The organism is Haloarchaeobius lipolyticus (assembly GCF_051208015.1).
GTDB lineage: Archaea > Halobacteriota > Halobacteria > Halobacteriales > Natrialbaceae > Haloarchaeobius.
Genome location: NZ_JBPKGF010000001.1, coordinates 503,298 through 518,182 on the forward strand (window position 1 = coordinate 503,298; position 14,885 = coordinate 518,182).

Consider the following 14,885-nt stretch of genomic DNA (forward strand, 5'->3'; position numbering starts at 1 on the left):
CCACCAACCAACATACTCATTTGGGATGGGGGGTAATCCGCCCGTAGATGCAGATACTCAGAGACGTCGACGAGGACGTGTGGTGGGACGTCGCCCGCGAGTGTCCCCATGCAACGTTCTTCCACACACCGCTCTGGGCCGACATCGCCACGGCTAGCACACATGCGGAGACCGACCGGACGGTCGGAGCTGAACTCTCGAACGGTACGACCGTCGTGCTGCCGCTCGTCCAACCCTCACCGAGTGGCGATCGAGCCCTCCGAAGACTTCACTCGACGTTCGTGGGCTGTTACGGTGGACTGATTGCCGATGGACCGGTCACCGACGAGGTCGCCGACCTGTTCAGGGAACTTGTGACGTGGCAAACCGGTGAACTCTCACTCGTCGAGAATCCACTCGCCGACGACCCCGTCGGTCTCGACGTCCTCCACTCAGACGAGGTCCTTCTCGAACGTGACTTCACGCAGATACTCGAACTCGACGCCCCCTACGAGGTGCTCTACGATAATTTCTCCAAGGACCGTCGGTACGGCTGCCGGAAGGCCGACGACGCTGGCGTCGTCGTTCGAGAGGCGACGAAGAAACAGGAGTTCTGGGCGTACTACGGCGCGTACCGCGAATCCATCCAGCGGTGGGACGACGTCTCCATCGAGTACGACTGGTCACTGTTCGAGCGAATATACGACCTCACACAGGAGTATCCAGAGAACGTCAAGCTCTGGGTAACTGACATCGACGGCGACATCGGTTCCGGCGCTCTCATGTTCTACTGGAATGACCACGTCGTCAACTGGCACGCAGCCTCGTACGCGGACTACTTCGAGTACTACATCAACGACGTGATTCACTCGACCATCATCGAGGACGCCGTCGACCGCGGATTCCAGTACTACGACTTCAATCCGAGTGGCGGCAACGAGGGCGTCGTGAAGTTCAAGAGCGAGTTCGGCCCCGAGAAGTGGCCGCTACGTCGCTGGAGTTACGAGAGCCGACCGTTCCGTGCGGCGAAAGGAGTATTCGAATCGTTCCAATCGCACCGGGACGACCTATTCTAAGTACCCGAGGTCCTGCAGGCGATCCTGCATCTCGTCGCTGGTAGTATGGTCCGTTGCCTGCTCGCCGAAGTCGACACTCTGCTGAGTCTCGATGGGACGAGTCGCTGCATCCGACCCAGGTGCGAACAGCGACTCGACGACGGACCCGTCCATATCGTCGGGCACCGGCTGACCGAGCAGGTGCATGACGGTCGGAGCGATGTCCACTAAGTTCGGCAGGTCGAGTGCATCGTCGTCGGTCATGTTCGGACCGTATCCGAGGAGAATACCCTCGCGGTGGTTGTCGGCGCGGAACTTCTGGCGAGATCCGAACACGCGGGATTCATCGTCGCCACTGATGTCCTTGACCTCGAATCCGTCGGCGTACCGGATATACAGGTCGGGAGCATCTTCTGGAATCGGCTCCTCGAAGACATCTTCGGCGGCGACGACATCGTCAGCCAGCGTTCGTCCGGTTTCCGGATCGGTGATACCCTCGAGGTTCGCCTGGAGTTCATCACGGACCGATTGGTCGTCGTCGAGAACGTAGACGACACCGTGGGGGAGACCGACTGCACTCGACGCAGAGAAGTCGATTCGTGTCTCGAAGCTCGTTGAGTCGAGGATTCGGTCGCTCCGGACCGACTGTAGTCGTTCGGAGACCGACCCCGGTAGCAAGTTCACGATCGCGTCTTTCACACCGAGACTGTCCGCGATGTCGTATCCAGTATCGACGAGCCGTTTGGCAGTACTCGTCCCCTCGTCGTCATCGGCGACGGTCAGATAGCCGTTCCGCTGCAACCACGCATTGACGTAGAACACCCGTTGTATCTCGTGAAGACCGTGGTCGGAGTGAATGACGAGGTCGAGTTCGTTCGTTTCGAGTATCCGACCGAGCCGTTCGTCGATGACCTCCCAGAGGTGTTTAACACCGTCGGAGCGCCACGCCATGTGCTGGAGGTGGTTGATGTAGAACAGCGAGAGGTTGAGCAGCTCGGGATCCTCGGTCTCAAGGAACCACTCGACCGCGTCGAACCGCTGGTGGATCATCCGCTCGAGGTCGTCGACGATGGCCTGGTTCTCGGGGTCGTCGGTCGATGCCGGGTCCGTTCGTGGGTGGAGTTGGTAGTCGAACTTCGCCTCGAGTCGATCGGAGAGATCCGTAGGATAGGTGTAGTTCTCTGGGTCTGCGTACGGCCCACCGGAGACGAGGAAGCCGTTCAGTTCACGCGGCGGGACGTTGAGCGGGACGCCGATGACGACAGCAGAGTCGTCGTCGAGGTACTCCCAGTAGCACCGGCTCTTGAGCGGAACACGGTCGACGCCGACGAACTCCTGTTCGTCTCGGTCGAGCTGGCGCCACCAGTACGCACCGATGCTCGATGGGTTCTTTCCCGTCGCGTAGCATCGCCAGGCTGGACTCGTCACCGGCGGAGTGACGCTCTCCATCCGCCCACCGGTCCCCTCATCGAGGATTCGAGAGAAGGTCGGGAGATCGTCCAGCCAGTCATCGAAGAGGTCGAACGTCGCACCGTCTATGCCGAGAACAAAGGTCGTGATGGTACCACCAGTACTAGGGAAAGGAGCGGGATGTGGACTAAAAGAGTTGCCATCACCGGCAAGAAGGACCAGGCCGATGGAAATCAGGCATAACCAAGATCTTCCAACCGACGCATCACGTCGCTGTCGACCTCGGAAGTGACAGTCTCTCTCACTCCAGCGTCGGTGATCTCTTCGAATCGCTCCCCAATCCTTGTTTCGTCAGCCAGTGAAACCGCAGTGGTCTCGATAGTCTGGGCGTCAGTGCAGATGTACTTGCGTATCTCGGAACCCCACTGAAGCACCTTAACTATCTTTTCACCGTCGTCACGATAAAGAACACGCGTGGGAGTTTTGAACGACTCGAACGAATCGAGATACTCGCTTGCCCGTTCCTCTGCGAGTGTACGCATCGGTGTGACCGTCGACAACACTTCCTTATCGGTGAACGCCTCGGCAGACTGATCGCCGTCGAGTGCCGCGTCGACCGCCCTTGGGAAATGACGTGTAGTCGCCAATCTAGACACTCGACCACCCTTGGTCTGGCCGGGGTACTTTGCGATTAATGGCACGTGAAGAATCCCCTCCTCCGGACCACCGGAAGGCCCATGCGCACTCGACCGCACGTCCCGAATCTCACTTCTTTCGCCGAACCCTTCCCCATGGTCGGCCATGATAACCAACATGGTATTATCGAACTCATCGCGACGTTCCAGTGCGCTTACGAGCTGTTCGATTGCCGCATCGACCTGTCTTATACAGCCATCGTAAAGGTCCTCGAGGGCCTCCTTCTGCCCCCAGTCCCGGTCTCCACTGTAGAATGACCAGACACCTTGCCCAATCTCCTCCATCAACTCTCGAGTCTCTTCGTCACCCCACTTGTCGAAATCGGCGTCAGGTTCGTACGGTAGATGTGCGTCCATGAAATTGATACACGCAGCCCAGGGACCGTCCTGACTCTGTTCCCAGTTCAAGAATTGCTGGAGATAGAGAGCGGCGGACCGAGGACGTGGACGAATCGGTGCCGGGAGCCATACCCCCTCAGTATCAAGTTTGACACTCAGCCCGTTCAGCAAAGACCGAATCGGACGACGATTCATAACTGCATCTGCGAGGAACGAAGACAGATCGGCACCTCCGAACGAATCGGCATAGTCGAATGGGTTGAGTGCATCCCGGAATGGTATCAGTTCCCGTTCTCCGGTGACGACCGTTCCGAACGTATCTTTCAAACCGACATCAGCCTCCGTAAGGAAGGCATTGCTCGAAAAGACAGCAGTCTCGTACCCAGCTTCACCGAGGGATTCCCAGATGGAGTGACCTGGGCTAAGCTTATCCGAAACGTCGTCGATGTTGTGCTCTTCGACGTGGAGTCCGGTGAAGATGCTCGCGTGTGAATTGTGGCTTTCACTCCCCGGGGATCGCGCTTGCTCGTATACGTAGGCTCTATCCGAGAACTGAGAGAGAAATGGTGTCGTCTCACGGCTATGCCCATAGATGGACATATTCTTTGCCCGAACACTATCTAGTATCACGAGAAGAACGTTCGGTTTCATCCGTTGACCGCATAGTATCCGTGCTCACATTATATTCTCTCGGGTTCCACTCCTGGAACGCAATCTCGTTTCACAACAAACTTACTCCGTCCAATAAAACGAACTGTAGATGAGCCAGCGCAACGGGTCGTCATTGCGAGACCTGTTCAAAGGAAGCGCCCTCGTCTTTCTGGGACGGGTTCTCGAGCTCGGTATCTCGTTTCTAGTTGCGCTCCTCCTTGCTCGTGAGCTAGGGACAGCGGGATTCGGCAGTATTTCTCTCGGGGCAACCGTCCTCTCTTTCGTCTCGACGCTCGTCGTCCTCGGTACGCACGCCGGTATCGGACGCTATCTCCCACGATACGACGACCCTGCAAAGCGTCGGGGGGTTCTCGTCTCTGCGTTCCAACTGACGGTCCCGCTGGCGATCCTGGCAGGTGCCGCGGTCGTGGTCTTTGCAGATTTCATCGCGACCGACATCTGGGGCGACCCCTCACTGACTCCTGTTCTCCAGATATTCGGTGCTGCGATTCCCTTCGGCGCACTCGTCCGACTGGTCGAGGGGAGCATGCAGGGTGTCAAACAGTCACGCCCGAAGGTCCTCATCCAGGGATTCACCATTCCGGGAACGCGGTTCGTACTCGCCGTCTCGGCTGTGTTGCTCGGCTACGGTGTGCTGGTCGTCGCCGGGGCGTATGCAATCGCCTACGTAGTGGCAGGGTTCCTCGGAATCTACTATCTTTACAAGCTGACACCGCTGTTCTCGCGAGAGCCCTACGAACGGATGCACGGTGAGTTGCTACGGTTCTCGGTGCCACTCATCATCACCATCCTCATGGCGAAGATACTGGGAGACCTCGACACGTTCATCCTCGCGAGCGAGGCGACCACGGACGTCGTCGGCATCTACAACGTCGTCTATCCGATATCGAACCTCATCCTGGTCGTCCTCACCTCCGTCGCGTTCCTCACCGTCCCCATCATCTCTGAGCTACACGCGGAGGAGGCGTACGAGGACATGCAACGGATGTATCAGGTCGTCACGAAGTGGGTGTTCAGCGCTACGCTTCCGGCCTTCTTCGTCTTCGGTCTGTTCCCGCAGACGGCCATCCGCTACACGTTCGGCCCAGAGTACGTGGGCGGCGACGTCGCACTCGCCATCCTCGCAGCCGGCTTCTTCTTCCACGCCATCATGGGACCGAACCGCGACACGCTCACGGCGATCGGCGATACGCGGACTATCATGTACGACAACATCTTCGTCGCCGGTCTCAACGTCGTCCTCAACCTGCTACTCATCCCACCGTACGGGATGGTCGGTGCGGCCGTTGCGACCGCCATCGCCTACGTGGTCCTCAACGTCCTCTACTCGGTGCAACTGTACCGTTCGGTCGGTATCCAGCCGTTCTCCAGTGCGATGGTCAAACCAGCCGCCGTGACGACCCTCGTCGTCGGAACCTCGTACTGGGCTGTCGTCTCGTACGTCACCGTGACGCTTCCAGTGGTCGTCGTCACCACGATCACGTTCGTCGTCGTTCACGCGGTGGCCGTCATCACGTTCGGGGGTATCGAGCGCGAGGAGATCGAGCTGGTCCTCGATTTCGAACATAAATACGACGTCGACCTCGGCCCGCTGAAATCTGTCGTGAAGCGGTTGATGTGAGGCCGAAAGCTAACGCTTTTGCCCAACGGCTTTCGATTGCAGTGCAATGGCGGACAACGTGTGCGTACTCGTCCCGACATACAACGAGGCGGCGACCATCGGCGAGGTGGTCGGTGGCCTCAGAGCCGAAGGATTCGAGAACGTGCTCGTCATCGACGGCCACTCTTCGGACGACACCCAGCGGATCGCCGAGGAACACGGCGCTCGGGTCGTTACGCAATCCGGTACCGGCCGCGGCGGTGGAAAAGGTGAGGCAGTTCGGGAAGCGGTGCTCCACTACATCGACGCCGAGTACGTCCTGATGCTCGACGGCGACGGGACCTACCGCGAAGAGGACGCGCACGCGATGCTGGAGCCGCTCTTCGACGGCCGGGCAGAACACGTCGTCGGCGACCGCTTCGCCGACATGGAGTCAGGGGCGATGACGACGCTGAATCGGTACGGCAACCGGATGATCAACGCCGGCTTCCAGGTCATCCACAAGAAGAACTTCGGCGACATCCTGAGCGGGTACCGGGCGTTCACCCGGGAGTCGTTCGAACGGATGACGCTCAACGCGGAAGGGTTCGGTATCGAGACCGAGCTGGCCGTCGAGTGCGCACGGCACGACATCCCTACGGAGGTCGTCGACATCACGTATCTGGCGCGACCGGACGGCTCGGAGACGAACCTCCGGCCGTTCCGTGACGGTGGACTCATCCTCCTGACCCTCTATCTGCGTGCGAAGACGCACAACCCGCTGTTCTATTTCGGGAGCGTCGGCGGCGTGCTCGGTGTGACGAGCGTCATACTGGCGGCCTACGTCGCGTACGAGTTCGTCGAGAAGGGCATCAGCCACGAGGTGCTGGCGGTGCTGTCCGGCGTGCTGTTGCTTCTGGGTGTCCAGCTAATCATGTTCGGTGTACTCGCGGATACGGTCGTCGCACTCCACCGGGAGCAACGAACCCGCCTCGAACGCATCGCGGCACGGACGGGGAACGAAGACGTCCTCGATGGGCCAGCCGACGGCCAGGCCGAAGGGGTCGATGGAATCCAGACGGAACTGCCGGACCAGAATTAGACGGTCCTGCGGGAGGCGGATCCCGTTTCAGAAGGGCAGGAGTGACCGGACCCGACCGACGACACCACCCTCTCTTCCAGAGCGCAACTCATCGAACACGGGATAGAGTGCGTTGAGCAGGTCCTGTTCGTCTTCGAACCGGTGCTTCTCGGTTCGCTCGATGGCCTCACCGAGGCTGATCGTCCGTCCCCGGGTATCGTACGCGATCTCCAGCTGGCCGAACCGGCTCCGTAACTCTTCGGCCGAGATCGGATAGTCCACCTCGTCGGCGTCGAGCCGTGCATCAACCGCCGCGATGCCGAACTCGATGACCGACGCATCGCTCGTGTCGTTCGACGGCGGTCGCATCGCCATATTCACCGGAGCATTACTGCTCCGGTCACAAAACGCTTCGGTCGAAACGTCCATTTGCGCCGAGCGTCGAGAGACGACCATGACCGATTACACGACCGTCTCCATCCCGAAGGACCTCGCCGACCGTGTCGAAGAGACCATCGAGGGGACCAGCTTCTCGTCGACCTCCGACCTCGTCCGCTTCCTGCTTCGAAGTATCGTCATCCAGCACCAGCGCTCTGGTGGACTCTCGGAGAAGGAGTTCGAGGAGATAACCGAACAGTTGCGGGATCTGGGCTACCTGGAGTAGGTCCTGCGGTCACCATCGGCTCGTCTCACGACCACTGTTCCTGCGGCGGCTCGGCGTCGACGACGACCAGCTCCTGCATCGTCCCTGCCCGGTCGAACACCCTGACGCTGTCGGCCTCCCAGGGGGGGACGGCCACGAATACGACAGCGTGGAGGTCGTCCTCTCGGGTGACCTCTCGTTTGCCCATCGGGTGCGAGACGAACCGGCCGTGGGTCTGTCCCGGGGGCGTTCCCAGGTCGACACCGAAGACCGCGTTGACGGACCCACCCGCATCTGGCAAGTAGAAGTCCGTGAATACGGGCGTCTCGGGCGGTAAGTCGTCCGCGCCGTCGAGGTCACCTGCGGCGGTCGCTGCGAGCGAAAGTGTGACGCGTTCGGGGTCTGCGGAACCGGCGATGTCGACGAGCACTTCCAGCAATCCACGAGTGACGTAGACCACGGAACCAGTAGGACGGCTGACTGCTAAAGGGCCACGGTCGTCCGGGGAGGTGTCACCGGTCGAGCCGCCGCAGAGGTGGCTGGAGCACGGACCTACCTACTCCCAGAGCTCCGGGGCTCGTTTGGAGCCACGGTTCATCAGGTCCTCGAGGAACGCAGGGTCGCGATCCAGCTTGGAATGGACGTCGAGGTCCCGCTGTAGGAACACTTCCTTCACGTCGATGTGTTTGTACTCCGGATCCTCCCCTTGCAGTTTGTTGACCGTCCGTATCGTGTCCTTCTCCTGTTCCAGCGAGAGGTTCCCCGAGAGCTCGTTCCGTCGGTCCATGATCTCGGCCATCGACCGTGGTGGGACCGTCCGTCGTTTTCTGTCCATTCGCTTCGGGTTGATACGGACGATCCAGATCTCGTCGGGTTTCTCCTCGACGTCGGCACTCGCCATGAAGTGCCGGATCGGCGGGTTCTGCGAGAACAGTCCGTCCCAGTAGTACCGGTCACCGATGGAGACCGCTTCGAACAGGGTCGGGACGGCAGCGGACGCGAGTGCGGCCGTCGCGGCTTCGTCGGGCGTCCCGACCGTCCTGAACGTTTCCGGGTCCTCTGCCGCCCGGGATTCGTCGTTCGTGAACACGCCGAACTCGCCCGACTCCACGTCGACGGCTCCGATGAACAGCGCAGGTGGATCGGGGTTCTCGTAGGCCCCGTCGACGGCACAGTGGTCGAGGATGGTCCGTCGGAACTGGCGCTGGGAGGGTCTTGCGACCGGATTCCGGTACGGGCTGACACCGAAGGAGCCGAATTCGCTCCACAACCGGGTGTTGGTGAGCGTGAAGTCGTTCAACCACGACTCGACCGGCCAGTCGGCCGCGACGTCCATCCAGAACTGCTCGAGGTTGTCCCTGGCCGCCTCGGGCTCGCCAGCTGCGAGGCCAGCCCAGGCGACGAGTGCGCAGATTCCGCCACCGGACGTGCCGCTCAGGGCACCGATCTCGTACTCGTCCGGGCTGTCTGCGATGATGCGTCGTAATGCGCCGGCGGTGAACGCGGTGTGGCTCCCGCCCCCTTGGCAGGCGATGGCGATGTTGGTCGACATGGTGTTTCGAGCTTCCAACGGCAATTGCCAAAAGACGGTGGCATTGTATCGATGTAAGATGAGTCGTGACGGCCGCACCAGTCACGGGGGATGCGTCTGTCACTCCCTGGTAGACTCCCCTGTCGTCGGTGGCCCGACAGGTCCGACGAACCATCACCGTCAAGAACGCCGGTCGAGTATCCCGCCCCAATGGACGTCAGCATCATCGGCAGTGGGTACGTGGGGACGACGGCTGCAGCCTGTTTCGCCGACTACGGCCACGACGTGGTGAACGTCGACATCGACGAGGACATCGTCGCCTCGATAAACGCGGGGGAGTCGCCGGTTCACGAACCAGGGCTCGACGAGCTCATCGCCGAGCACGCTGGAGACCGGCTTCGGGCGACCACCGACTACGCAGCAGTACGGGAAACCGACGTGACGTTCCTCGCGGTCGGGACACCGTCGCGTGAGGACGGAAGCATCGACACCTCCATCGTCGAGGCGGCGACCGAATCACTGGGGGCGGCACTCGACTCGAAGGAAGGGAAGCACCTCGTCGTCGTCAAGAGCACGGTCGTCCCGGGGACGACGGACGAACTCGTCGCGCCCACACTGGCGGAGGCGGGCGACCTGACCATCGGTGAAGACGTCCACGTCGCAGTGAATCCCGAGTTCCTCCAGATGGGGACGGCCGTCGAGAACTTCCGGAACCCGCACAAGGTCGTCTTCGGCACCCAGAACGGCGACGAATGGGCGCTCGACACGCTCAGAGAGCTGTTCGAACCTATCGTCGACAGCGCGGACCCAGCCGTCGTCGAAACCGGCCTGCGCGAGGGCGAGATGATCAAGTACGCGAACAACGCGTACCTCGCGAGCAAGGTCAGTCTCATCAACGACATCGGGAACGTCTGCAAGGAGTTCGACGTGGACGCCTACGAGGTCGCCGACGCCATCGGCCTCGACCCCCGAATCGGCTCGCGGTTCCTCCGTTCCGGCCTCGGCTGGGGTGGTTCTTGCTTCCCGAAGGACGTCGCCGCCATCATCGCCGCCGCGAAGTCACAGGGGTACGAGCCGCCCCTGCTCGAGGCCGCCGTCGAGGTGAACGACCTCCAGCCTCGTCGCCTGCTCGAGCTGCTCGCGGCACGGGTCGACCTCGAGGGTGTGAGAATCGCCGTGCTCGGCCTGTCGTTCAAACCCGGAACGGACGACGTCCGGGGGACCCGCTCGCTCCCCGTCGTCGAAGGCCTCCTCGCGCGTGGCGCACACGTGGTGGCCTACGACCCCGTCGCGACCGAGAAGTTTCGCGAGACACATCCTTCCCTCGACGTCGAGTACGTCGACTCCGCGGCGGCGGCCCTCGAGGACGCGGACGGCTGCGCGGTCGTCACCGACTGGGACGAGTTCGCCGCGCTCGACGCCGAATTCGATGCGATGGCACGACCAGTCGTCGTCGACGGACGACACGTCGTCGAGCGTCGTGAGGGACTCGAGTACGAAGGCCTGACCTGGTGAGAAGAGAGACGTCGTTGGGCGAGACGTGAGAACCCCGGTCAGTTCGGTAGAAAGGCCCGAAGGTTCTTCGCGTAGAGGCCGAGCATCTTCTTTCTCGAGTTCGCGAGCGCCGTCCGGAGCGCGTCGGTCGCGTCCGCCTCGACGCCTGCGCCGTGGCCGACCGCGAGGACCTCGGGGTCGAGACCATCGAGCGCCCGTCGCGGCGGAAACGCCCGGAGCATCGGGTGGACGCCGAGCCGTTCGCCGCTGCCGCAGTAGTAGCTGATCGTCCCGACCGACTCGGGTACCCAGAGCACCTTCGTCTCCGGGTTCCACAGGCCGACCTCCTGCCAGAACCGGTTGTCCCGCAGGCGGAGCACGCGGAACCCGGTTTCGGCCAGCCGGTTCCCGAACCGCTCAACCGGCGCGTTCAGGTCCTCGGCGACGCCGTCGAACCAGTTCGGGACGTAGACCGGGACGTCGTGTCGGTTCGCAACGGCCGCCGAGTCGCGCTTGTGGCGGTCGAGGGTGACGACCACGCCAACGACCTCGCCTCGCTCGTCGAGCAGCTCGTCGAGGTCGGGCACGTCGACCGGGTCGACGACCCAGACGTCACCGTCGTCGACGAGGGCGTGGCTCGCACGCTGCATCGTCTCGTCCGGGTAGGCGATCCAGCCGAAGCCGCCATCGTGTTCGGTGACGACGCGGAAGTCGGTCGCCGCTCCGGAGCCTTTCATTCCCATACCGTCCCTGAGGCGCGCTGACACAATAAGAGACAGCCTTACCGCAGCGTGTTGACCGACCTGCAGCGAGTCGTCGACGGTGGGGTCGGCAGACTAACCGAGTGTCGGCGACGGTGTGGCCGGCCGACCGACGGAGCCCCGGCCTACCCTTAACCCCCCTGCGCGCCAAGAGGAATCTATGCTCACCGCGCTTCGCTGGCTGGCGCTCGAAGTGAAGTACCTCGACCCGGCGGTCCGGTTCTATGGGGAGACGCTGGGGATGACCGAGCGGCGAAGAACAGCGGACGAGGTGGTGTTCGCGGCGGGGGAGACCGACCTCGTCCTGCGGCGCCCGAACGCGGTCCCACGGGGTGGTATCCACACCCACTACGCGTTCTCCATCCCGGCCGAGGAGTACGACGAGTGGTGGGACCGCCTCTCTGCGTCGTTCGACCTCGAGGAACACGTCTTCGGCTCCTCTAAGTCGCTGTACCTCTACGACCCGGACGGGAACTGCGTGGAACTGGGTCAGACCGACGTCGAGGGTCCCGGTATCGACGGCGTGTTCGAGGTCGTCCTCGAGGTGGCAGATCTCGACCGGGCGGCGGCGTTCTACACCGACCTGGGCTTCGAGGTGGTCGACCGGGGCCACAACCGGAATCGGATACGGCTTCAGGGGCCGATGGCGCTGGAACTGTGGGAGCCGCACCTCGGGCTGGCAGACGCCCGCGGTGGGCTGCACGTCGACCTCGGTTTCGAAGGCTCCCCGGAAGCGGTTCGCGACGCGGTCGCTGAAACGGCACGGTCCATCGAGGAACTCGACGGCGGTGTACGGATACTCGACCCCGACGGCCACTACCTGACCGTCGAATCGGCGTAACGGTTCGTCCGTCGCCGCAGAACAGGTTGCGGGGTCTGGCACCGGGTCGCCTCAGAGGCGACTCGTGTCGATATCGATGCCCGGCGGAGAGACGATGAGGAACCCGCGGAAGTGGACGAGTTCGCCGCCTTCTTTCTTCACTCGCCGTGCGAAGCCTGCTGCCAGTTCGTTCACGTCACCCTCGATGTGGAGCACGAGGATACGGCCGTTCATCACCACGTCTACCCACTCCTCGGGTGGAGTGGACCCGTCGAGGATGCCCAGTTCGATACCACCGACGAGGTCCCCATCCTCGTCGTCGTCGAGGTGGTCCTCGACCGCGCGAAGGTCCAGGTCGAATCTGCCCATGGACGACTACTCGTGATGGGCCGAGAAAAATCCTTGCGTGTTCCGAGACGGTACGTGCCGGCGGGGACGGACCAGGTTCAGTCGTTCCGGTACTCCTTGCGGTAGCCGCGGAACTCGGCGCGGTGGGCCTCCTCGTCCGCGAGGATGGTCACCGCGAGGTCCTCGGTGACCGGGTCGTCGGCCGCCTCCGCGGCGTCGATGAGCGAACGGTAGGTCTCGATGGCGTCCTCCTCGGCGTCGATGACGCCCTCGATGACCGAGAGCACGTCCGTCGTGTCCTCGGGCGGCTGGAGGGTCTCCTGTCGCGCCTCGAAACCCATCGAGCCCGGCGGTGACTCGTCGAGCTGCTTGAGCCGTTCACCGAGCTGGCGGGCGTGGGTGAGCTCCTCCTGAATGTCCTGGTCGAGGCTGTCCTTGATCTCCTCGGCGCGGACTCCGTCGAGGACGATGGAGTTGGTCAGGTAGTTCATGACCGTCTCTATCTCGTCGCTGTACGCCTTCTGCAGGAGTCGGATTACCTCGTCGTCAGCCATACCTTCGTGTTCTCACCCGACAGACATAACGGTGGGGCACGCGGCAATGCGGGTGAATCTGTCTCACCGCAGGAGTTCGAGCCCTCACATCATCGCCACCCAGGCCTCGACGGAGGCACTCCTCCGCGCGCCAACCCTTCCGGCCGAACTTCCGGGCCGGGAGCGGCAAGTTATGACACTGTCTGCCTTCGCCAGTGAAGGGATCCGCACCAATCGATTCGAGAATATAAGGTATATCTATCCAATAGTAGTCGCCGCCCTCTTGCGGTTCTCCCGAACAGAATTATCGTTCGTTCGGAATATCTTCGTTCGGCCGACCTGTCACACCACCAGTCTTATATACAAGGTCGGCGCTGGGACAGAGTACGATGTCTTCCAACGACACGCCTCGCTCTGACACCCGTCAGGGCGGTCGAGTTCTTCAAGGGCACACTGAACGCCACCACTGAATTCGATACAGCACGAGTTTTCGACACCACTCTGCGGGACGGCGAGCAGTCCCCGCGCACTTCGTTCTCGTACGACGACAAACGCGAGATAGCCACCGCGCTGGACGAGATGGGCACCCACGTCATCGAGGCGGGGTTCCCCGTCAACTCCGAAGCCGAGTTCGAGGCCGTCTCGGACATCGCCAGCTACACCGACGCCACGACGTGTGGGCTGGCTCGCGTCGTCGACAAGGACGTCGAGGCCGCCATCGACGCGGGCGTGGACATGGTCCACGTCTTCGTCAGCACCTCCGACGTCCAGATAGAGGATTCGATGCACGCCACCCGCGAGCAGGTCAAAGAACGCGCCATAGAATCGATTCGCCGCGTCAAAGACGCCGGCGTCGACTGCATGTTCTCGCCCATGGACGCGACTCGGACGGACGAGTCGTTCCTGATCGAGATGGTCGAAGCCGTCACCGACGCCGGAACCGACTGGATAAACGTCCCTGACACCTGCGGGGTCGCGACGCCACGCCGGTTCTACGACCTCATCGAGACGGTCGGCGAGCACACCACCGCCCGCATCGACGTGCACACGCACGACGACTTCGGGCTGGCCACCGCGAACGCCCTCGCCGGTATCGAGGCGGGCGCGGACCAGGCACAGGTTTCGGTCAACAGTATCGGCGAGCGCGCCGGGAACGCGGCCTACGAGGAGTTCGTCATGGCCGTCGAGTCGGTCTACCAGGCCGATACGGGTATCGACACTACCCGCATCACCGAGCTGAGCCGACTGGTCGAGGAGAAGTCCGACATGCCCGTCCCCGCGAACAAACCGGTCGTCGGACAGAACGCCTTCAGCCACGAGTCCGGCATCCACGCCGCCGGCGTCATCGAGAACTCCGATACGTTCGAGCCGGGGGTCATGACCCCGGAGATGGTCGGCGCGAAGCGCGAACTGGTACTGGGCAAGCACACGGGCGTCCACGCCGTCCGCGAGCACCTGACCGAGGCCGGGTTCGACCCGACCGACGAGCAGGTCCGCGAGGTGACCCGCCGCGTGAAGGACACGGGCGCGGAGAAAGAGCGCGTGACGGCCCGGACCGTCCGCGAGTTCGCCCGCGAAGTCGGCATCCCCATCACGGAGGAGGACGAGGAGACGGAGCACGAGGAGGTGTCGGCCTGATGCCAGGTACCCGCAACGCCTGCCCCACCACGAAGGTTTATATCCGGGGAGGGGCCTACCACACTGGTAATGAGACAGCCACCCACTGCGACGCGAGCCCGGCTCGCCAGCAGCGGAGCTGTCGTACGTATTCTGTCGATTGTAGGGGCTGCCTAGCCCCTACTCACCTCCCTCCATCGACCCCTGTTGCACCGACCACACAGCCACAGCCGCGAGCACGTACGACAGCGATGTCACAGCACACCAACCCAGGACGCCGGGACGAGAGTACACCGGCACACGACACAGCAGCGAGCGAGTATCGACG

Annotated in this window: 15 protein-coding genes; 7 read left to right on the forward strand and 8 right to left on the reverse strand. The window is 62.4% G+C overall.

Annotated features, from left to right (window positions below; genetic code table 11):
• The first annotated feature begins 47 nt into the window (after positions 1-47).
• Positions 48-1,055 carry a GNAT family N-acetyltransferase gene (locus tag ACSC1Y_RS02710; protein WP_435333083.1) on the forward strand — a complete coding sequence of 336 codons (1,008 nt, stop codon included), beginning with the start codon at positions 48-50 and terminating at the stop codon, positions 1,053-1,055.
• Here ACSC1Y_RS02710 and ACSC1Y_RS02715 read toward each other — a convergent pair.
• Together ACSC1Y_RS02715 and ACSC1Y_RS02720 are read right to left on the reverse strand one after the other, a co-directional pair.
• Positions 1,047-2,774 (reverse strand): alkaline phosphatase family protein, encoded by a 1,728-nt coding sequence (locus tag ACSC1Y_RS02715; protein WP_435333175.1) that lies wholly within the window; start codon positions 2,772-2,774, stop codon positions 1,047-1,049. The genes ACSC1Y_RS02710 and ACSC1Y_RS02715 overlap by 9 nt on opposite strands.
• Positions 2,678-4,129 (reverse strand): sulfatase-like hydrolase/transferase, encoded by a 1,452-nt coding sequence (locus ACSC1Y_RS02720; RefSeq protein ID WP_435333084.1) that lies wholly within the window; start codon positions 4,127-4,129, stop codon positions 2,678-2,680. Before ACSC1Y_RS02720 ends, ACSC1Y_RS02715 begins: the two co-directional genes overlap by 97 nt.
• 109 nt (positions 4,130-4,238) lie before the next feature.
• Between ACSC1Y_RS02720 and ACSC1Y_RS02725 the strand changes: the two genes are divergently transcribed.
• The gene (locus ACSC1Y_RS02725; protein ID WP_435333086.1) at positions 4,239-5,771 is read left to right on the forward strand and encodes a flippase; all 1,533 of its coding nucleotides are present in this window, start codon (positions 4,239-4,241) and stop codon (positions 5,769-5,771) included.
• Between the two features lie 46 nt (positions 5,772-5,817).
• Positions 5,818-6,831, forward strand: coding sequence for an S-layer glycoprotein N-glycosyltransferase AglJ (gene aglJ, locus ACSC1Y_RS02730; RefSeq protein WP_435333088.1), 1,014 nt, complete (start codon positions 5,818-5,820; stop codon positions 6,829-6,831).
• Positions 6,832-6,858: 27 nt separating this feature from the next.
• Here the strand turns inward: aglJ and ACSC1Y_RS02735 are convergent, their stop codons facing one another.
• Positions 6,859-7,185, reverse strand: coding sequence for a DUF5789 family protein (locus ACSC1Y_RS02735; protein WP_435333090.1), 327 nt, complete (start codon positions 7,183-7,185; stop codon positions 6,859-6,861).
• 79 nt (positions 7,186-7,264) lie between these two features.
• Here ACSC1Y_RS02735 and ACSC1Y_RS02740 point away from each other — a divergent pair, with 79 nt between their 5' ends.
• Positions 7,265-7,474, forward strand: coding sequence for a ribbon-helix-helix domain-containing protein (locus ACSC1Y_RS02740; RefSeq protein ID WP_435333092.1), 210 nt, complete (start codon positions 7,265-7,267; stop codon positions 7,472-7,474).
• A 25-nt stretch (positions 7,475-7,499) separates the two neighbouring features.
• Here ACSC1Y_RS02740 and ACSC1Y_RS02745 read toward each other — a convergent pair whose 3' ends face one another.
• Both ACSC1Y_RS02745 and ACSC1Y_RS02750 read right to left on the reverse strand, forming a co-directional pair.
• Positions 7,500-7,913: a JAB/MPN domain protein-containing protein gene (locus ACSC1Y_RS02745; protein ID WP_435333094.1), complete on the reverse strand. Its 414-nt coding sequence runs from the start codon at positions 7,911-7,913 to the stop codon at positions 7,500-7,502.
• Positions 7,914-8,009: 96 nt separating this feature from the next.
• Complete coding sequence (locus tag ACSC1Y_RS02750) at positions 8,010-9,005, reverse strand: patatin-like phospholipase family protein (protein ID WP_435333095.1); 996 nt, start codon at positions 9,003-9,005, stop codon at positions 8,010-8,012.
• Positions 9,006-9,194: 189 nt separating this feature from the next.
• Here ACSC1Y_RS02750 and aglM point away from each other — a divergent pair, with 189 nt between their 5' ends.
• Positions 9,195-10,499 (forward strand): UDP-glucose 6-dehydrogenase AglM, encoded by a 1,305-nt coding sequence (aglM, locus tag ACSC1Y_RS02755; RefSeq protein ID WP_435333096.1) that lies wholly within the window; start codon positions 9,195-9,197, stop codon positions 10,497-10,499.
• Between the two features lie 38 nt (positions 10,500-10,537).
• Here the strand turns inward: aglM and ACSC1Y_RS02760 are convergent, their stop codons facing one another.
• Positions 10,538-11,221: a hypothetical protein gene (locus tag ACSC1Y_RS02760; RefSeq protein WP_435333097.1), complete on the reverse strand. Its 684-nt coding sequence runs from the start codon at positions 11,219-11,221 to the stop codon at positions 10,538-10,540.
• Positions 11,222-11,399: 178 nt separating this feature from the next.
• Between ACSC1Y_RS02760 and ACSC1Y_RS02765 the strand changes: the two genes are divergently transcribed.
• On the forward strand, positions 11,400-12,080 hold the full coding sequence (locus ACSC1Y_RS02765) for a VOC family protein (RefSeq protein ID WP_435333098.1): 681 nt from the start codon (positions 11,400-11,402) through the stop codon (positions 12,078-12,080).
• A gap of 51 nt (positions 12,081-12,131) precedes the next feature.
• Here ACSC1Y_RS02765 and ACSC1Y_RS02770 read toward each other — a convergent pair whose 3' ends face one another.
• A complete protein-coding gene (locus ACSC1Y_RS02770; RefSeq protein ID WP_435333099.1) occupies positions 12,132-12,428 on the reverse strand; it encodes a DUF5779 family protein in 297 nt (98 codons plus the stop codon).
• Between the two features lie 77 nt (positions 12,429-12,505).
• Positions 12,506-12,961, reverse strand: coding sequence for a ferritin-like domain-containing protein (locus ACSC1Y_RS02775; protein ID WP_435333100.1), 456 nt, complete (start codon positions 12,959-12,961; stop codon positions 12,506-12,508).
• 339 nt (positions 12,962-13,300) lie between these two features.
• Here ACSC1Y_RS02775 and ACSC1Y_RS02780 point away from each other — a divergent pair, with 339 nt between their 5' ends.
• Complete coding sequence (locus ACSC1Y_RS02780) at positions 13,301-14,578, forward strand: LeuA family protein (protein ID WP_435333176.1); 1,278 nt, start codon at positions 13,301-13,303, stop codon at positions 14,576-14,578.
• Positions 14,579-14,885 lie beyond the last annotated feature (307 nt).